The sequence below is a fragment of the Mycobacterium sp. ENV421 genome, from assembly GCF_002887815.1.
Classification (GTDB): domain Bacteria; phylum Actinomycetota; class Actinomycetes; order Mycobacteriales; family Mycobacteriaceae; genus Mycobacterium.
This window is the reverse complement of the sequence record NZ_PDHO01000015.1, coordinates 29771-47870: the sequence shown is the minus strand read 5'-3', so window position 1 is coordinate 47870 and position 18100 is coordinate 29771. Positions and strand designations below refer to the sequence as shown.

The following is an 18100-nucleotide window of genomic DNA, read 5'->3' as shown; positions in this document are numbered from 1 at the left end:
GTCTAACCCGGTTGCGCTGCACGCCTGTTCGGGTCCAGCACGTCGACCCCGTCGTCGAGCCAGGCCTGGCGCATCGCGTCGGCACCCTTGAGGCGCACCCACGCCGCCTCGGTCTGGGTCACCGGGATCGCCGCCAGGAACCGCACCGGGTCGCGGGGCGCCTCCAGCGGCAGGTCGGGAAGAGCCGAATCACCCAGCAGCACAGCGGTGAACGCCGCACCGTCCCATAGCGGCGCGGACAAGTCGATCAGCGCGTCGGCGACCAGCACCACCCCCTCGACGGCGGGCGTGGCCGCCACCACGGCCAGGCTGCGGGCCAGCCCCGTGGTCGGCGTGGTGGCCCTCAGAGTCAGGACGACCTCGGCCCGCGGGCCGTGCAACGGGTCGGCGACGCCGGCCGTCGGCTCGGTCATCGGGTGCCGCGAACACCCCAGCGTCACATAGTGAGCCACGCCGCCCGGGTCCGGCCCGAACCGCAGCACCTCGATGCGCTCCAGTCCGAGGAATGTCACGCTGGCCGAATCCGGCTCGGCGTCCAGTCCGGCGTCGGCGAAGTGGCCGCGCACGTGCGCGCGGACCGAATCCAGGGGCTGACTCACTTAACCTGCGGGCGCAATGGTCAGATTCACGCCGCTGTCGGCGTCGAAGATGTGCAGCTTGGTCGTGTCGAACGCCAACTCGATCGACTGCCCGATCGCCGCCTTGGAATCCGCGGAAAGCCGTGCCACGAAATCGTTCTCACCGGCACCGGACTCGGCGGCCAGTTCAGCCAGCTGTGCCGCCTTCGCGCTGTCGCCGGCGGTCGTGAAATACACGTACTTGTCGGCGCCCAGCGACTCGACCAGGTCCACCGTCACCTCGAAGGTGGTGGCCTGGATGCGTTCGTAGGCGTCCAGGAGCGCCGCATCCTCGAAGTGTTCGGGCCGGATGCCGACAATGACGTTGCCGGCCTTGGGGTGTTGTCCCAGAACGTTCTGCACGTCCTGGCTCAGCGTCACCTCGCCGAACGGCAACCGCAGGCTCATACCGTCGAGCGTTGCCGGGAAGAAGTTCATCGCCGGCGAGCCGATGAAGCCGGCGACGAACAGGTTCGCCGGCCGTCCGTACAGCTCACCCGGCGTACCGATCTGCTGAGCCTCACCGCCGCGCAGCACCACGACCCGGTCACCGAGCGTCATCGCCTCGGTCTGGTCGTGTGTCACGTAGACGGTGGTGGTCCCCAGCCGGTTCTGCAGCCGGGCGATCTCACCGCGCATCTGCACCCGGAGCTTCGCGTCGAGGTTGCTCAACGGCTCGTCCATCAGGAACGCTTTGGGCTGGCGGACGATCGCCCGGCCCATCGCGACCCGCTGGCGCTGGCCACCGGACAGCTGCGAGGGCTTGCGGTCCAGAAGCTCGTTCAGGTCAAGGATTTTCGCCGTCTCCTCGACCTTCTTGGCGATGTCGGCCTTGTTCAACTTGGCCAGCGTCAACGGGAACGCGATGTTCTGCCGGACGGTCATGTGCGGGTAGAGCGCATAGGACTGGAACACCATCGCGATGTCACGTTCGCGGGGCGCCTTCTCGTTGACCCGGTCGCCGCCGATCCGCAGCTCCCCGGCGCTGATGTCCTCCAGGCCGGCGATCATGTTGAGGGTGGTGGACTTGCCGCAGCCGGACGGCCCGACCAGGATGACGAACTCGCCGTCGGCGATCGTCAGGCTCAGATCCTTCACGGCGACAGCACCGTCCGGATAATTCTTGCTGACATGGTCCAGGACTATCTCGGCCATCGAAAACCTCGCTACCCCTTCACCGCGCCGGAGGTCAGCCCGGCGACGATCCGTCGTTGGAAGATCAGAACGAACACGATGATCGGAACCGTGATCACCATCGCCCCAGCGGCGATCGACCCGGTCGGTTCCTCGAATTGCGAACTGCCGGTGAAGTTCGCGATGGCCACCGGCGCGGTGATCGCGGCGTCGGTGGCGGTCAGCGACAGGGCCAGCAGCAGGTCGTTCCACGCGAAGATGAACACCAGGATGGCCGCCGTCACGATGCCCGGTGCGGCCAGCGGCGCGATCACCCGGCGAAACGCCTGAGCCGGTGTTGCGCCGTCCATCTTGGCGGCCTTCTCCAGATCCCAGGGAATCTCCCGGAAGAACGCCGACAGCGTGTAGATCGCCAACGGCAGCGCGAACGTGATGTACGGAATGATCAACCCGGGCCAGGTGTCGAACAGACCGAGCCGGCGCTCGATGTTGAACAGCGGTGTCACCAGCGAGATCTGGGGGAACATCGCGATCAGCAGCGCTGCGCCGATCAGCGCCTTCTTGCCGGTGAACTCCAGTCGGGCGACGGCGTAGGCCGCCATGCCCCCGATCACCACCGCGATCACCGTGGTGATCAGCCCGATGCCGATCGAATTGATCAACGCGGAACTGAACGCGTCACCGCTGAAGATGCCCTTGTAGTTGTCGAAGGTGATCTCTGACGGAATGAGTTTGCCGTCCTTGACCGTTGACGTGGGCTTGAGCGACAGGCTCAGGATCCACAGCACCGGGAAGAGGGCGTAGATCACCACGATCGCATCGATCACGACCCAGCTCACCGTTCGCCGGGTGCCGATCCGCTCAGCCATCAGCGCACCTCGTTGTCCATGCCCGGCGCGGCCGCGCCGAACAGCTTGATATAGACGAACGCGATGACGGCCACCGACAGGAACACCAGCACGCTGATCGCCGAGCCGAGTCCGATGTTGAACGCCTTGAACAGGTTGTCGTAGCCGAGGATCGACACCGAGGCGGTGTCGTTGGCACCACCGGTCAGCACATAGATGTTGTCGAAGATGCGGAACGCGTCGAGCGTGCGGAACACCAGCGCCACCAGGATCGCCGGTTTGATCAACGGCAACGTCACCTTCACCAGCCGGGTCCACGGGCCGGCCCCGTCGACCTCGGCGGCCTTGAGCAGATCCTCGGGCACCAGAGCCAGCCCGGCCAGCAGCAGCAGCGCCATGAACGGGGTGGTTTTCCACACCTCGGCCAAGATGATGATCGCCAACGACGGAATCTGTTGGGTCAGTGGCGCACTGCCGTCCGGAAGCAGGTTGGCCAGATATCCGGTGCCCGGCGTCCACGCGTAGTACCAACTGTAGGAAGCAGCGACCGTGACGATCCCGTACGGAATGAGGATCGCGGTGCGCACCAACCCCTTGCCGAAGATGGTGCGGTGCATGACAAGTGCGAGCGCCATGCCGAGCGCGAACTCGATGGCCACCGAGACCACCGTGATGACCAGCGTGATGACGAACGCCGTCCACCAGTAGTTGTCACTCAAGATGGTCTGGTAGTTCTCGAACCAGATGAACTTCGTGTCGGCCGGGCTGGCCAGGTTATACCGCTGCAAGCTCAGCCACAGCGCATACACGATCGGGTAGGCGGTCACCGCGAGCATGAGAACGACGGCCGGGGTGATCAGCAGGTAGGCGAGCTTGCGCTGAGACCGGCGGTCATCGCTGCGGGTCGCAGCATTCGCTGACGTGCGGGCGGGGGCGGTCACGGGATCAACCCCTTGCCGTCGATCGCCTTCTGCACCTGGACGGCGAGTTCATCCGCAGTCTTGTCGGGGTCGATCTGGCTGATAGGCGCCAGCGTCGCCGAGATGCGGGTCGACACAGCCTGATAGTTCGGCGTCGCCGGACGCACCGCCGCCGTGGTCAGCTGATCGCGGATGATCGCGTACTGCGGATACTTCTGTTGGAACGCGGGATCGGAGTACAGCGAGGTGCGCACCGCCGGCAGGCCACCCTCGATCGAGGTGTACTTCTGGTTCTCCAGGTTGCGGATACAGCGCACGGCTTCAAACGCCTCGGACGCGTGCCGGGTGGTTTTGGCCACCGCGAGGTTCAGCCCGCCCAGGGTGACCCGGGTGGGCCGGCCGGGGATCACTCCCGGGTAGGGGGCGAACCCGAACACTTCCTTGGACGCATCGAAGGCGACGGTGAACTGATCGTCGCTCGGCGAGAAGGTGCCTGCGTCGTTGATGCTGCCCTTCAGTTCCGGCTTCTCGTTGAGCGGCAGGAACGGCACCCCACCCTTGACGGCGTTCTCCAGCATCGACGCGAACACGAAGGGCCAGTTGACCTCCAGCGCCGCCTTGCCCTGTTCGAGGGCCAGCCGTGCAGTGCCCTCGTCGGTCTGGGTGACCGACGGGTCGGCCCCCGGCGCGGTGGCGACGGCCTTGATGATCTGCAGCGCCTTGACCGTCGCCGCCCGGTGTTCGGGGGTGTCGGTCAGCGTGACCCGCTTTCCGTCATCGGAAAGTACCTGTCCCCCAGCGCTTTCCAGCAGAGTGTTGAACCACACCACCAAGCCTTCGTACTGCTTGGCCTGCACCGCGATCCAGCTGGGCTTGCCTTCGGCGTGCAAGCGGGTGGCCTCCGCGACCATACCGTCCCAGGTGTCCGGCGGTGGAGCCACCAGATCGGCTCGATACCAGAGCAATTGGGTGTTGGTGGTGACCGGTGCGGCGTACAGCTTGTCCTGCCACTTGGCCGTCTGCAGGGGGCCGGGCAAGGTGTTGTCGGTCGCATCGGACTCGGCCTGTCCGGAGGGGTCGTCGGACAACGGCAGCGCCCAGCCCGCCTCGGCGAACTCCGCGGTCCACACCACGTCGAGCGCCATCACGTCGAGCGTGCGGTCGTTTCCGGTCAGCCTGCGCGCCAACTGCAGCCGCTGATCGTCGGCAGCCTTGGGCAGGCTGCGCTGTTCGATGCGAAAGCGGCCGCCGAGTTCTTCAGTGCAGCGGTTGGCCACCGCGGTGAACGTCGCCGTCTCACTGGCCGGTGTGTAGAAGCTGACCACCAGCCCCTGCTCGCCGGAGCTGCACGACGAGACCAATGAGGCGCATGTCAACGCGGCGATCGCGGCCGCCCCTAGCCGCCGAGCGCGTGCGCCTGGGCAAGCCATCTCGCAACCGCCTCCCGTCTTCACCCGCCTTCTCGGTACGTGCGGCAACCGTCCGCGCTCGGCGCAGGCTGCATCACGGCAGGACAATGCCCCGCGGCCAAACCGTAGAGCTCCCCTGCCGTGATGTGCAACACTCCCGCGCCGGATGCGGCCAGATCGTGACCGCATTCGCCGTGATCAGCGCGTCAAATCTTCAAGCGCGCCAGCATGTCCCGCGCCTTCTCGGCGCTCTGCGGGTCGCACAGCACGTCATAGCGGCCCGCGACCAGTTGCATGGTGGAGCTGAAATCCCTTGTCCCACGCGCCATCGCATACGGGACCGCGGAGGTGATCAATCCGAATATGACGCCGGCGACGACGCCGGTGATCAGTGACGCCCACGGGTTGGGACTGAAGAATCCCAACACCAGGCCGATGAAGATACCCAGCCAGGCGCCGGTGATCACGCCACCGCCCAGCACTTTGGGCCATGACAACCTGCCGGTGACGCGCTCGACCTGCATCAGGTCCACACCGACGATGGTCACCTGTTCCACGGGGAACTGCTCGTCGGACAGGTAATCGACGGCCTTCTGGGCCTCGGCGTAGGTCGGATACGAGCCGATCGGCCACCCCTTGGGCGGGGTGGGCAGGCCGACCGGCCCGCGGCGTGACGCGGCGGCGGCGCCACCGGGGTTCTGACCCTGTGGGAAAGGGCTGGTCATAACTGCTCATTCTCCTGTCGTGCGCGGCGTTTGTCGCGTCGTGTCGCACCCGCCGAAACGGGCCAAATTCCTGATCAACCTGATCAACGTGGTACCGCCGGCGTTGGTGCCCCAACGGCAAGCCAGCCCCGCGCTACCTGCACATACGCTAGGTTGAACAGCATGACAGCTTCCGGCGGCGACTCCGGCGAAAAGCCGCAGAACGCGGGCGAACAGGGTCCGTCCGAGGGGACGCACGAAGCCCCGCCCATCGAACAGAACCCGGCGTCACCCGGCTACGAGAGCACCCCGTCGGGCTATGAGCCCACCCCACCGGCCTATCCCGGCTACGACGCGCCGGGCGCCTACCCGCCGCCGCCGGGCTACAGCGCGCCCGGCTATCCGCCGCCGGGTTACAGCCCGCAACCGGGCTACCCGCCGCCGTCCCCCGGCGCGTACGGGGCACCCGGCTATGGCGAGCAGCCGTCGGCCTATCCGCCTCCGCAACCCGGCGCCTACCCACCCCCTCCGCCGCCGCAGTACGGGGCCGCGCCGTACCAGGGCGGCTACGGCTACCCGGCCCCGGCAACGGGCACCAACACCCTGGCGATCTGGTCGCTGGTGGCGTCAGTCATCGGATTGCTGTGCGGGATCGGCTCGATCGTCGGGATCGTCTGCGGCATCCTCGCGCTCAACCAGATCAAGAAAACCCGTCAGGGCGGCTACGGCCTGGCCATCGCCGGAATCGTGGTGGGCGTCGCGACGCTGATCATCAGCGTGATCTGGGCGATCTACGCCTGGCGCTGACCCGATGACCTATCCCCCACACCCGGAGGGCACACCGCCGCCGGCTGATCCGTACGCCCCGGTGGACTATCCGGCGAACTTCCCCGCGATGCCGCCGCCGGTCTACCCGGCGCCCTACCCCGCGCCGACCGGGTACCCGGGCTACCCGTACCCGCCGCCGGCCTACCCCGGTTACGGCGATCCCTACGACCCGTACCGGCCGACCAAACCACCAGGCACCAACGGAAAAGCCATCGCCGCGTTGGTGACCTCGCTGGCCGGTCTGCTGCTGTGCGGGCTGCCCTCGATCGCCGGCATCATTCTCGGGATCGTCGCGATGCGCGAAACCAAGCGCACCGGGCAGGACGGCTTCGGGCTCGCGGTCGCCGGCGTGGCCATCGGCGCGGTGATCATCGCCCTGATCGTGCTCTACGTCGCGTTCGTCGTCATCCTCGCGGCCAGTACCACGACGTCACCGAGCAGCTACTAGCTCGGCGGGGTGAAGCGCTCACCCTGACGTTGCATGCCGGCCGCCCGGCCCTTGCCGACGACCACCAGCGCCATCTTGCGGCTGGCTTCGTCGATCATCTCGTCACCGAGCATCACCGCGCCGCGGGCCCCGCCCGCCGTCGACGTGTGCCAGTTGTAGGCCTCCAGAATCAGCTCGGCGCGGTCGTATTCGGCTTGGGCGGGTGAGAAAATCTCGTTACCCGCGTCGATCTGGTCGGGATGAAGCACCCATTTGCCGTCGTAGCCCAGCGCCGCCGCCCGGCCCGCCACTCGGCGGAACGCCGCCACGTCACGCACCTTCAGATACGGCCCGTCGATCGCGGCGATGCCGTGCGCGCGGGCGGCGACAAGGATCGTCATCAACACGTGGTGATAGGCGTCACCGACGTCGTATCCCTGCGGCTGCTCACCCACCACCAAGGTGCGCATGTTCAGACTGGCCATCAGGTCCGCCGGGCCGAGCACCAACGCCTGCACCCGCGGTGCGGCGGCGATCGCGTGGATGTTGGCCAGTCCCTTGGCATCTTCGATCTGGGCATCGACCCCGATCCGCCCGACCGGCAGGCCGTGGGTGAGCTCGAGCTGGGTCAGCAACAGGTCGAGGGCGTGAACATGGCCGGGGTCGGTCACCTTGGGCAGCACGATGACGTCGAGGCGCCCGTCGCGGGCCGAAGCCACCTCGGACACCACGTCGATCACATCGGAGTACGTCCACGGCGTGGTCCAGTCGTTGACCCGCACACCCCGCAGCTGACCCGCCCAGCCCGGGCTCGCCAATGCCGCACCGACCTGTTTGCGGGCCTGCGCCTTGGCATCTGGCGCGACCGCATCCTCGAGGTCGAGGAACACCTCGTCGGCAGGCAATGCCTTGGCCTTCTCGATCATCTTGAGACTGCTGCCCGGAACCGACAAGCACGTTCGACGGGGTCGATAAGCGTTCTCCACGCTTACACTCCTACCCTTTCACTCATGGCGTCGGTGAACAGGGTGTACGCGGCGCGGCTGGCAGGACTGGCCGTGCTCGGTCCAGATGGCGAATCCCTCGGCCGCGTTCGCGACGTCGTGATCAGTATGAGCATCGTCCGTCAGCAACCGCGCGTCCTCGGCTTGGTAGTCGAAATGCTCACTCGCCGAAGGATTTTCGTACCGATACTGCGAGTCACCGCGATCGAGCCGAACGCCGTCACGCTCACCACCGGAAATGTGTCGTTGCGCCGCTTCGCGCAGCGGCCCGGTGAGGTTCTGGTGCTCGGCCAGGTCCTCGACAGCCGGGTGCGGGTCAACGACCCGGAGCTGCCGCAGATGTCCGGTGTGGACGTCATCGTCGTCGACCTGGGTATCGAACAGTCCCGCGTCCGCGACTGGGTGGTCACCCGGGTCGCGGTGCGCAGCCACCGCAGGCTGGGCCGGCGCTCGACGATCCAGGTGGTGGACTGGCACAACGTGGCGGGCCTGACCCCGTCGGCGCTGTCGATGCCCGGCCAGGGGGTGGCCCAACTGCTGCACCAGTTCGAAGGCCAGCGCCCGATCGAGGTGGCCGACGCCATCCGCGATCTGCCGGCAAAGCGCCGCACCGAGCTGATCAACGCGCTCGACGACGAGCGGGTGGCCGACATCCTCCAGGAGTTGCCCGAGGACGACCAGACCGTCCTGCTGTTGCAGTTGGACACCGAACGAGCCGCCGACGTCCTGGAGGCGATGGACCCCGACGACGCCGCCGACCTTCTCGGCGTGCTGAACCCGACCGAGGCCGAGGTGCTGCTGCGCCGAATGGATCCCGAGGACTCCGAGCCGGTGCGACGTCTGCTGAGTCACTCCCCCGACACCGCGGGCGGTCTGATGACCTCCGACCCGGTGGTGCTCGCGCCCGACACCACCGTCGCCGAGGCACTGGCCCGGGTGCGGGACCCCGACCTGACGCCGGCGCTGGCGTCGCTGGTGTTCGTGGTGCGGCCCCCGACGGCCACCCCCACCGGCCGCTACCTCGGCTGCGTGCACCTGCAGGCGCTGCTGCGCGAACCGCCCGCCAATCTGGTCAGCGGAATCGTGGACACCGACCTGCCCAGCTGCACCCCGAACACGTCACTGGCCGGGGTGACGCGGTACTTCGCCGCCTATAACCTGGTCTGCGGTCCCGTGGTCGACGAGGAGAACCACCTGCTCGGCGCGGTGACCGTCGACGACGTGCTCGACCATCTGCTGCCCGACGACTGGCGGGAAAGCTACGAGGATCCACAACTGTCCGAGCGGGCGGCCAGCGCAGAGGGGGCGACGTGAGCGACTTGTCCGCACGCCAGCGCCTGGACACCCCGCGCTCGTCGCGTCGGCTGTCGTTCAACGTCGATCCGGAGGCGGTCGGCCGGTTCAGTGAATCGATCGCCCGGTTCCTGGGCACCGGGCGCTACCTCGCGTGGCAGACGATCCTGGTCGTCGTCTGGATCGCCCTGAACCTGTTCGCGGTGCGGTGGCGGTGGGACCCCTACCCGTTCATCCTGCTGAACCTGGCGTTCTCCACCCAGGCCGCCTACGCCGCGCCGCTGATCCTGCTGGCGCAGAACCGGCAGGAGAACCGCGACCGGGTGTCGTTGGAGGAAGATCGCCGGCGCGCTCAGCAGACCAAGGCCGACACCGAGTTCCTGGCCCGCGAGCTGGCATCGCTCCGGTTGGCGGTCGGCGAGGTTGCCACCCGCGACTACCTTCGCCGCGAGCTGGAGGAGATTCGCGAATTGCTGGAATCGCTGCAGTCCGACAACGGCGGCAAGGCCAAGAAGGACAAAGCCAAGAAGGCCCGGCCGGCCGTCGAGCCCGTCGGCGACGAGGTGAGTTAGTGACAAAGGTGACCATTGGATACCACTGAGGTCACGAAGATATGTATGGTGACTTGGTTCACACAGGCGGCATGATCTGAGGACGGACGAGTGGGCATAGGAAACCGCGTCAGCCGGATGGTGCGGAAACCTGCTTTCGGAATTGCTGTGCTCACCCCGGTCGTGCTTGCCGGCGCGGTCAGCGCAGCCCCGGACCTGCCGCACGCACCGGTGGTCGGCAAGGACGTCATTCCACTGGCCGCGGTGTCACCGCAGATCGACACCTCGGGTGTCACCGTCGTCGCTCTGACCAAGCAACCCACCAACTTCCACTTCGCGGCGGCCACCCCGTCTGCTCCGCCGCCTGCGATGGTGGTCAGCTCGATCGGGTCCCTGCGCATCCCGTCCGTTCCGCTGGCGGCCTATCGCAATGCCGAACAGAAGATGTCAGTGGCCGCGCCGGGCTGCGGGCTGAGCTGGAACCTGCTGGCCGGCATCGGCCGCATCGAGTCCATGCATGCCAACGGTGGCGCCACCGACGCGCGGGGCACCGCGATCAACCCGATCTACGGCCCGACGCTGGACGGCACCCTGTCCGGCAACGAGGTCATCGTGCAGACGGTCCAGGCCGGCCGCCCGGTGTTTGCGCGGGCGATGGGACCCATGCAGTTCCTGCCCGGCACCTGGTCGCGCTACGCCGCCGACGGCGACGGCGACGGCAAGGCCGACCCACAGAACGTCTACGACGCGGCGCTGGCCGCGGCCCGCTACCTGTGCAGCGGCGGGCTGAACCTGCGCAACCAGTCGCAGGTGCTGACCGCGATCCTGCGCTACAACAACTCGATGGCCTACGCCCAGAATGTGCTGGGTTGGGCCGCCGCCTACGCCACTGGCGTGGAGCCGATCAACCTGCCGCCGATCGTCGGGCCGGCGCCCGCTCTCGGGGACGCCCACCTGGAGAACCCGGAGGGCCTGGGTCCGGGCCTGCCGCTCAATGCCATCGGGCTGCCGCCCACCGATCCGCTGGCGCAGCTCAGCATCAACAACACCGAGACGGCCGGATCGCTGGCGCTGGGCCCGCTGCCCGGCCCCGCCAGTGAGCTGCCGTCGCTGCCCTGCCAGGTGATCTGCCTCGGTTCACAGGCTCCCCCGCCGGTGGCCGCCCAGCCTCAGGCAATGCCGGACGCGCCGCCCCCGTGGCAGCCACCGTGGCTGTCGCCGCCCCCGCCGCCGGCGCCGGCTCCCGAGCCGGTCGCCGAGGTGCCGGCGCCCGCGGCGCCGCTGCCTGCCGTGCACGGTGCGCTGCCGGGCCCGGCCAGCTAGCCACACCAGGCGGTCCGAGCTCGCACAGCGAGCGGACAGACAGCGGCGCTAACGTAACGCGTTGTGAGTCAACGTAATCCGGCACAACAACGGTCGATGCGCCCCGTGCTCCAGACCGTCGCGGCCGACGTCGCACCGCCGCTGATCGCCTATTACGGACTGCGCGCGGCGGGAGTGTCCGAGTACATCGCCCTGCTGTCGGCCACGGTGTTGTCGGGCCTACGGGTGATCTACAGCGTGGTCAGAGTCCGGCGGTTAGACCCGTTCGCCGTCTACCTGCTGCTGACCTTCGGGCTCAGTCTGGCCGTCGGGTTGTCCACGACCGATCCCAAACTGGTGCTGGTCGGCAACACCGTCGTCAACGGAATCGGCGGACTGATCTTTCTGGGCAGCTGCGTGATCGGCACCCCGTTGACACAGGTCGTCAGTGACCGATTCAGCAACGCCGACGAGGAGCGGGAAACATCAGACGCCGACCGTCGCCGCCGCATCCACGTCCGGCTGTCCGCGATGTGGGGTGTCGGTCTGCTGCTCGAGGTCGCGATCCGGCTGATCGTCATCGGCAAGTTCTCCGTCGACACCGCCAACGGCGTCAACTCGGTGATCACCATCGCCGTCATCGGCGTTCTGGTGACGGCGACCGTCGTCACCGGGCGCCGCGTCAGTACTCAGGCCGTTTCCGCTGACAGGGGTCGCACAACCTAGACTCGGCCCTGATGTCCGAAAAGAACGAACTGCAGACCCAGGTGCGCATTGCGCTGGGCAAAGTGATCGATCCCGAGCTGCGCAAGCCGATCACCGAGCTCAACATGGTCAAGAGCATCTCGGTCGCCGACGACGGTGCCGTGCACGTCGAGGTCTACCTCACGACGGCCGCGTGCCCGAAGAAGACCGAGATCACCGAGCGGGTGACCCAGGCCGTCGCCGATGTGCCGGGCACCGCGGCGGTGACCGTCGCACTCGATGTGATGAACGACGAGCAGCGCACCGAACTGCGCAAGCAACTGCGCGGCGATGCGCCCGAACCGGTGATCCCCTTCGCCCAGCCCGGCTCCCTTACTCGGGTGTACGCGGTCGCCTCCGGTAAGGGCGGTGTCGGCAAGTCGAGCGTGACGGTCAACCTGGCTGCGGCGCTGGCGGCCCGTGGCCTGTCCGTCGGCGTCCTCGACGCCGACATCTACGGTCATTCGGTGCCGCGCATGATGGGCACCGACGACCGCCCCACCCAGGTCGAGTCGATGATCCTGCCGCCGGTCGCTCACGATGTGAAGGTCATCTCGATCGCCCAGTTCACTCAGGGCAACGCACCGGTGGTGTGGCGTGGGCCGATGCTGCACCGGGCGCTGCAGCAGTTCCTTGCCGACGTGTACTGGGGCGACCTCGACGTGCTGCTGCTCGACCTGCCGCCGGGAACCGGCGATGTGGCGATCTCGGTGGCTCAGCTGGTTCCGGGCGCCGAAATCCTGGTGGTGACGACACCGCAGCTCGCCGCCGCCGAGGTGGCCGAGCGCGCCGGGGCGATCGCGCTGCAGACCCGCCAACGCATCGTCGGCGTGGTGGAGAACATGTCGGGGCTGCTCATGCCGGACGGCACCACGATGCAGATCTTCGGCGAAGGTGGCGGCCGTCAGGTCGCCGAGAGTCTCACCCGTTCGGTCGGCGCTGATGTGCCGCTGCTCGGCCAGGTGCCGCTCGACCCCGCGTTGGTGGCGGCCGGCGATTCCGGTGTGCCGCTTGTTCTTTCAGCGCCCGATTCAGCGGCCGGCAAGGAACTGCGCGGCATCGCCGACAAGCTGGCGGCACGACGGCGCGGGCTGGCCGGAATGTCGCTGGGCCTGGACACCACCCGCCACCTGTAGGCGATCAGGTCGCGTCGGCGTCGAAAGGTGCCGGCGTACCGGGCGGCAACGGCTCAGGCTTGGGCACCACGGCCTGCGGGGGCGGCGCACTGTGCGGCTTCACTGTGTCTGATGTCGCAGGCCCGGCGGCTCCGGGCGACTGGAACGCTTCGCCGATCCACGAATCATCACCGTCGAGAAGGTGTTTGGTGAGCGCGGCCCGCGGCGTCATACCGCGCAGCTTCTGCAACTCGCTCAGCGGCTGGCGCAGATCCTCGAACTCCGGCCCGAGGTCGTCACGCAGCTGACTGGTGGCGCCGCTGATGTAGTCGCGGGCCTGCCGCAACGAATTCGACGTCCACCGGATGGCACCCGGCAGCCGCTCGGGACCGAGGACCACCAGCCCGATGACTACCAACACGAGCATTTCGCCCCACCCGACGTTGGCGAACATGGTGTCAGTTGTCCGACGCGGGGTTAACCGTCAGCGTGACCTTGCGGCCATCGCGGATGACCTCGATGGGTGCGTCCTGCCCGATCTTGAGCTGGCGTATGGCGACCGCGAGCTCGTCTGCGTCGGCGACCGTGCGGTTGCCGACCTTGACGATGATGTCGTTCTCGAGGATTCCGGCCTTCTCGGCGGGACTGCCGGCCTTGACGTTGGCCACCTGGGCGCCCTGGGCGAGGTCGTTGCTCACCGAACGCGCCGACAGGCCCAACGTCGGGTGATCGACCTTGCCGTCCTTGATCAAGGCCTCGACGGTCCGCTTGACCTCGTTGACCGGGATGGCGAACCCGAGGCCACTTGCGCTGTCGGACAACGACTTCCCGGCGGTGTTGATTCCGATCACCTCGGAATCCATGTTGATCAGCGGACCACCCGAGTTGCCGTGGTTGATCGAGGCGTCGGTCTGGATGGCATCGATGACGGTGTCGGTGTCCGATCCCTCACCCGAGAGCGGGATGGGCCGGTGCAGGGCGCTGATAATGCCGTGGGTCACGGTGCTGCGCAGGCCCAGCGGGGCACCGGCCGCGATGACCTCGTCACCGACGTGAACCTTGCTGGAGTCCCCGAAACGGGCCACCGTCAGGTTGTCGACGTTGTCGACCTTGAGCACCGCCAGGTCGGTCTTGGGGTCGCGGCCGACGAGGTTGGCCGGCACCGACTTGCCGTCGTTGAACACCACCGAGATCTTGAACTTGCTCGGATTGTTGGCGGCGTCGGAGATCACGTGGTTGTTGGTGACGATATAGCCGCGGCCGTCGACGACGACGCCGGAGCCCTGAGCGCCTTCGTCGTCGCTGACCGCCTCGATGGTGACGACGGAATCGGCGACTGACGTGGCGACCTTCGCGAACCTGCCGGGCGGCACCTCACCGGTGCTGTTGGTGGCCAGCGAGACCTTCGACGTGGTGAACGCCTCGACGACCTCGGCGGTCTTGCGCCCCACCCAGCCGCCGGCGAACCCGATCAGCAGCGCGATGATGCCCAGCACCGCCAGCGAGACGTAGGACACCCGCCCGCCGAACAGCACGTCGCGGACGCCGAGCTTGCCGGTGGGCCCGGCCGCGACGACGGGTGCCGCCTGCTGCAGTGCCGGCGTGCCGAGAGCGGCCGCCGCCCCCGGGTCCCGCCAGGGATCGTCGACGTCGTCGGAATCGTCGTCGCGCTCAGCGTCCAGTGCCCCGGCGTCGGCGGGGTGCCGCTGCAGCGACTCGCCGCCCGGATAGGGCCGGCCGAACGCCTCGCCCAGCACGGGGTCCGGGACGTGGTCCTTGGGCTGGAATTCGACCTCCCCGCGGAATTTGGCGGGACGCAGCTCCTCGGCCACGAACGAGCCGTCAACACCCTGGGGACGCCCGAACGTGCGGGTGGCGGCCGGATCGACGGCAGGCCGGGAGACCGGACGCGGTGCCAGACGGGGGCTGCTGCCGGAGTTGTCCTGATTGGGGCTCAAGTTCAACCTCTATCCAAGCGCTCAGCCGCGAGCGCGCGCTGTGGGACCGGGCACGACACTGCCCGATTTCACATCCACCCTACCGGCGCTTACGCCGGTCACGGTCTGTGCGTTCAGCTAACTGATCGGCGAGTCCGGACTCGATGTCGCTGCCAGGGCGGCTTCGCCCGTCCGGCACACCCGAATCGTCCGGCGCCGCCTGCGGGATCTGCGACAACAGCCCCAACAAGCTGCTCGGCATGCTGATCGGAACGGAATCCCGCAACGCGGTGCGAGCCTGACTCTGGCCCTCTACCTCGGCCGCGCACTCCGGGCACAGCGACAGATGGTGCGCCGCCCGTAGGTACGACTTCATCCTCAGCTCGCCGTCGACATACGCGGCGATCGCCTCGATCGACAGGTGCTCGGTGGAACCGAATTGGCGCGGCGCCCCGATGGGCGCGTCACTCTGGGAGGCGAACTGTGAGGGCAACCAGGAAAATGCTCGACGGAACATGTGTCCACGGTCGACCATCACTGCGCTCCTCTCGGGGTTCGCGTCAGCACGAGATTTACCTCGCTGGTGCTGCGCCGCTAGATCGAATGTAGCGCGCGAAACCCTCGGTGACATGACATGCCGGCCACAGTTTGGCCGCTGCCCGTCGGTCTACGCCGATTCGGCCGTGAAGTCTGCCAACCCCCGCTGGCCGGAATGGGCCGCCAGGTAGTCGCGGAGCGCCTGGCGACCGCGGTGGATGCGGCTGCGCACGGTGCCCAGCTTGACGCCGAGCGTCGCACCGATCTCCTCGTACGACAGACCCTCGATGTCACACAGGACGACGGCGGCACGGAACTCCGGCGCCAACGAATCCAGCGCGGCCTGCAAATCCGCACCCAGTCGCGAGTCGTGGAAGATCTGCTCGGGGTTGGGCTCGTCGGCGGGGACCCGGTCGTAATCCTCGGGCAGCGCCTCCATGCGGATGCGGCCGCGGCGGCGGACCATGTCGAGGAACAAGTTGGTGGTGATGCGGTGCAGCCAGCCTTCGAACGTGCCGGGCTGGTAGTTCTGCACAGAGCGGAACACCCTGATGAAGGTCTCCTGGGTGAGGTCCTCCGCATCCTGCTGGTTACCCGACAGGCGATAGGCCAGCCGGTACACCCGGTCGGCGTGCTGACGGACCAGCTCGTCCCAGGACGGCATCGCCGTCCGGTCGCCGGTGGCATCGAACACCGCGGTGCCCTGCAGTTCCTCGGACGGTTCAACCCACTCGGCTTCCCCCAACTGCTCGGGGTGCGACATATGTGCCGGAGCCATCAATGTGGTGGTCGTCGGATCCTCCTGGTTGACCTGCGTTGACGGCTGGGTGCCGTCGACCGCATCAAGCCTGACAACGCGACCGTTGTCGGGCATATTCCCCGACCAGCGGGGGCTCTGTTCCATGCCCGCTACCGTTCCCCAAACCTGTGTGGGGGCGATTTGAGCTAACTAAGGTTTGACTAAGAAATACTTTCGTTATCGATTCGTGTCCAGCTCTTTCACTGCTGGACGGCGCGTCATCCTTGACGTCTGGCATCCCCGCATCCGACCGGCCGTTGTGGCGCCCACCGGCGCCGGGCGCGCCTGCCCACTCGCCGATACAACTGCGCCTACGCTGCTGAGAATGGCCACTACCGAGGACCAAACAGGCCAGCCGGAGGCCAGCCGCGCCGACCGGATGCTCGCCCATGCGGAGGGTTCGATCTCCGAGGACGCCATTGTCGCGGCCGCCCGGGAGCGAGCTGTGGACGCCGGCGCCGGAGCGGTGACACCGGCGGTCGGTGCGCTGCTCAGCGTACTTGCCCGGCTGTCCGGCGGCAAAGCAGTTGTCGAGGTGGGCACCGGTGCCGGCGTGAGCGGGCTCTGGCTGCTGTCGGGGATGCGTGACGACGGTGTCCTGACCACCATCGACATCGAGCCCGAGCATCAGCGCATCGCCAAGCAGGCGTTCACCGAGGCCGGCATCGGCCCGTCGCGTACCCGGCTGATCGCCGGCCGAGCCCAGGAAGTCCTCACCCGGCTGGCCGACGAGTCCTATGACCTGGTGTTTCTCGATGCCGCACCGTCGGATCAGGCCGATTTCATCGTCGAGGGCATCCGCCTGCTGCGCCCAGGCGGCGCGATCGTCGTGCATCGCTCCGCGCTCGGCGGCCGCGCCGGTGACCCGGCGGCCAATGACGCCGAGGTCGCGGCCGTGCGCGAGGCGGCCCGGCTGATCGCCGAGGACGAGCGCCTCACCCCGGTGTTGATTCCGCTGGGAGACGGAATCCTGGTCGCGGCCCGCGACTGATTTGGCAGTTCGTGTGATGCGCTGACCACTGCGGCCGGCGGCGCTTTGCTCGTCGCATTCACGGTCGAAGTTTGCTGATATTCAACGGACGTGCAGATTTCATGGCGCTTCCCCGCGCCGTCCCGCGCAGGAAAATCCCCTCACCAGCATTGACGCGACGTTCGCCAAGCCGGTGAAGACGCCAATTATCCGCTGGTAATTGGTTGCCATATTTCCATCATGCTGAATTCCAGCAAACTCTCCAAAAGTGCAGTTATCCCCGCTTCCTACTCAATAGGATTTTGACCCGTGAGGTCATCGCGAGTGAGGGCGACTCTGATCGACAAGAGTCATCGCAAACGCGTTTACCTTGCTGGTTATATGGGCAACCTCGCACCAAAGTTGGTGTGAGGCAGAAGTATTGCGGGGATATGTCCGGCCGTTAACAGCTGACAGCGCACGGTGTTTCTGGGGGGAAAACATGGATCCACGGATAAGCCCCGTGCTGGTGGCGACATTGTTCGTGCCCTTTGCGCTCCTCGGAATTGCCGCGATGTTTTTCGATCTCTCGCAAAGTCGCCGTAACCGCCGCGAGGGAGTGCTGGCGACATGGGGTGACCTGCGCATCACGAAGAGTTCGCTGATCGTCGGCAGCCGCCGGGACGCGGTCCGAATCCCGCTGGCCGGGTTGGCGGCCACTGTGACCGAGACCGGTTCGGCGGGCGACCCCAGCACTCATCGCGTCCGCGTCGACATCGACGGCATCCCCGGTTCAGCACTGCACCGCGACCAGCCGTACTCCTACGGGTCGATCGGCACCGCCCGCACATTCGAGATCCTGCTCAACCGCGCCGCCCGGCCCGCGCCGGTGGCTGCCGAGACAGTCGCGTTGCGCACTGCCGCCTGAGAGGCGTCCGCACCGGGCGACCGCCCCACCACCAGTTCCACCCGTCGATGCAGT

At 67.3% G+C, this 18100-nt stretch carries 19 protein-coding genes and 1 pseudogene; 9 read left to right on the top strand and 11 right to left on the bottom strand.

All coding sequences use genetic code 11. The features are described 5' to 3' along the window. Window positions 1–2: 2 nt before the first annotated feature. The 6 genes from CRM90_RS18180 to CRM90_RS18155 form a co-directional block, all read right to left on the bottom strand. A complete protein-coding gene (locus CRM90_RS18180) occupies window positions 3–599 on the bottom strand; it encodes a suppressor of fused domain protein (RefSeq protein WP_102808341.1) in 597 nt (198 codons plus the stop codon). Then, on the bottom strand, window positions 600–1772 hold the full coding sequence (locus tag CRM90_RS18175) for an ABC transporter ATP-binding protein (protein ID WP_102808340.1): 1173 nt from the start codon (window positions 1770–1772) through the stop codon (window positions 600–602). Window positions 1773–1783: 11 nt separating this feature from the next. Continuing rightward, window positions 1784–2608, bottom strand: a complete 825-nt coding sequence (locus CRM90_RS18170) for a carbohydrate ABC transporter permease (protein ID WP_199189944.1) — start codon at window positions 2606–2608, stop codon at window positions 1784–1786. A gap of 11 nt (window positions 2609–2619) precedes the next feature. Continuing rightward, entirely contained in the window at window positions 2620–3540 is a 921-nt protein-coding gene (locus CRM90_RS18165; protein ID WP_102808338.1) for a carbohydrate ABC transporter permease, read from the bottom strand. Then, a complete protein-coding gene (locus CRM90_RS18160) occupies window positions 3537–4949 on the bottom strand; it encodes an ABC transporter substrate-binding protein (protein ID WP_102808337.1) in 1413 nt (470 codons plus the stop codon). The genes CRM90_RS18165 and CRM90_RS18160 overlap by 4 nt, the downstream gene beginning before the upstream one ends. Window positions 4950–5134: 185 nt before the next feature. Next, window positions 5135–5653, bottom strand: coding sequence for a general stress protein (locus CRM90_RS18155; RefSeq protein WP_036343845.1), 519 nt, complete (start codon window positions 5651–5653; stop codon window positions 5135–5137). A 162-nt stretch (window positions 5654–5815) separates the two neighbouring features. Here CRM90_RS18155 and CRM90_RS18150 point away from each other — a divergent pair, with 162 nt between their 5' ends. Both CRM90_RS18150 and CRM90_RS18145 read left to right on the top strand, forming a co-directional pair. Beyond that, window positions 5816–6439: a DUF4190 domain-containing protein gene (locus tag CRM90_RS18150; protein WP_102808336.1), complete on the top strand. Its 624-nt coding sequence runs from the start codon at window positions 5816–5818 to the stop codon at window positions 6437–6439. Between the two features lie 4 nt (window positions 6440–6443). Further along, complete coding sequence (locus CRM90_RS18145; protein WP_102808335.1) at window positions 6444–6908, top strand: DUF4190 domain-containing protein; 465 nt, start codon at window positions 6444–6446, stop codon at window positions 6906–6908. On the opposite strand, the gene CRM90_RS18140 is transcribed toward CRM90_RS18145, so the two are convergent. After that, a complete protein-coding gene (locus CRM90_RS18140; protein ID WP_102808334.1) occupies window positions 6905–7873 on the bottom strand; it encodes an HpcH/HpaI aldolase/citrate lyase family protein in 969 nt (322 codons plus the stop codon). The genes CRM90_RS18145 and CRM90_RS18140 overlap by 4 nt on opposite strands. A gap of 24 nt (window positions 7874–7897) precedes the next feature. On the opposite strand from CRM90_RS18140, the pseudogene CRM90_RS18135 reads away from it, so the two are divergent. The 5 genes and pseudogenes from CRM90_RS18135 to CRM90_RS18115 all read left to right on the top strand — a co-directional run. After that, window positions 7898–9197 (top strand): annotated as a pseudogene (locus CRM90_RS18135) (magnesium transporter MgtE N-terminal domain-containing protein); the annotation flags it as partial. Window positions 9198–9201: 4 nt separating this feature from the next. Next, the gene (locus tag CRM90_RS18130) at window positions 9202–9756 is read left to right on the top strand and encodes a DUF1003 domain-containing protein (protein ID WP_102808332.1); all 555 of its coding nucleotides are present in this window, start codon (window positions 9202–9204) and stop codon (window positions 9754–9756) included. Window positions 9757–9873: 117 nt separating this feature from the next. Further along, window positions 9874–11058 carry a lytic transglycosylase domain-containing protein gene (locus tag CRM90_RS18125; protein WP_102808331.1) on the top strand — a complete coding sequence of 395 codons (1185 nt, stop codon included), beginning with the start codon at window positions 9874–9876 and terminating at the stop codon, window positions 11056–11058. Between the two features lie 96 nt (window positions 11059–11154). Next, a complete protein-coding gene (locus tag CRM90_RS18120) occupies window positions 11155–11763 on the top strand; it encodes a VC0807 family protein (protein ID WP_142391393.1) in 609 nt (202 codons plus the stop codon). 11 nt (window positions 11764–11774) lie between these two features. After that, entirely contained in the window at window positions 11775–12917 is a 1143-nt protein-coding gene (locus CRM90_RS18115) for an Mrp/NBP35 family ATP-binding protein (protein WP_036343834.1), read from the top strand. Window positions 12918–12921: 4 nt separating this feature from the next. Here the strand turns inward: CRM90_RS18115 and tatB are convergent, their stop codons facing one another. The 4 genes from tatB to sigE all read right to left on the bottom strand — a co-directional run bounded on the left by tatB (window position 12922) and on the right by sigE (window position 16274). Beyond that, window positions 12922–13350 (bottom strand): Sec-independent protein translocase protein TatB, encoded by a 429-nt coding sequence (gene tatB / locus CRM90_RS18110; protein ID WP_102808329.1) that lies wholly within the window; start codon window positions 13348–13350, stop codon window positions 12922–12924. Between the two features lie 4 nt (window positions 13351–13354). Continuing rightward, a complete protein-coding gene (htrA, locus tag CRM90_RS18105) occupies window positions 13355–14854 on the bottom strand; it encodes a serine protease HtrA (protein ID WP_102808328.1) in 1500 nt (499 codons plus the stop codon). Between the two features lie 79 nt (window positions 14855–14933). Beyond that, window positions 14934–15368: an anti-sigma E factor RseA gene (rseA, locus tag CRM90_RS18100; protein ID WP_102808327.1), complete on the bottom strand. Its 435-nt coding sequence runs from the start codon at window positions 15366–15368 to the stop codon at window positions 14934–14936. Between the two features lie 132 nt (window positions 15369–15500). Then, on the bottom strand, window positions 15501–16274 hold the full coding sequence (gene sigE / locus CRM90_RS18095; RefSeq protein WP_370506411.1) for an RNA polymerase sigma factor SigE: 774 nt from the start codon (window positions 16272–16274) through the stop codon (window positions 15501–15503). 220 nt (window positions 16275–16494) lie between these two features. Between sigE and CRM90_RS18090 the strand changes: the two genes are divergently transcribed. Both CRM90_RS18090 and CRM90_RS18085 read left to right on the top strand, forming a co-directional pair. After that, on the top strand, window positions 16495–17160 hold the full coding sequence (locus CRM90_RS18090) for an O-methyltransferase (RefSeq protein WP_102808325.1): 666 nt from the start codon (window positions 16495–16497) through the stop codon (window positions 17158–17160). A 460-nt stretch (window positions 17161–17620) separates the two neighbouring features. Beyond that, window positions 17621–18046: a hypothetical protein gene (locus CRM90_RS18085; RefSeq protein ID WP_142391392.1), complete on the top strand. Its 426-nt coding sequence runs from the start codon at window positions 17621–17623 to the stop codon at window positions 18044–18046. Window positions 18047–18100: the final 54 nt, after the last annotated feature.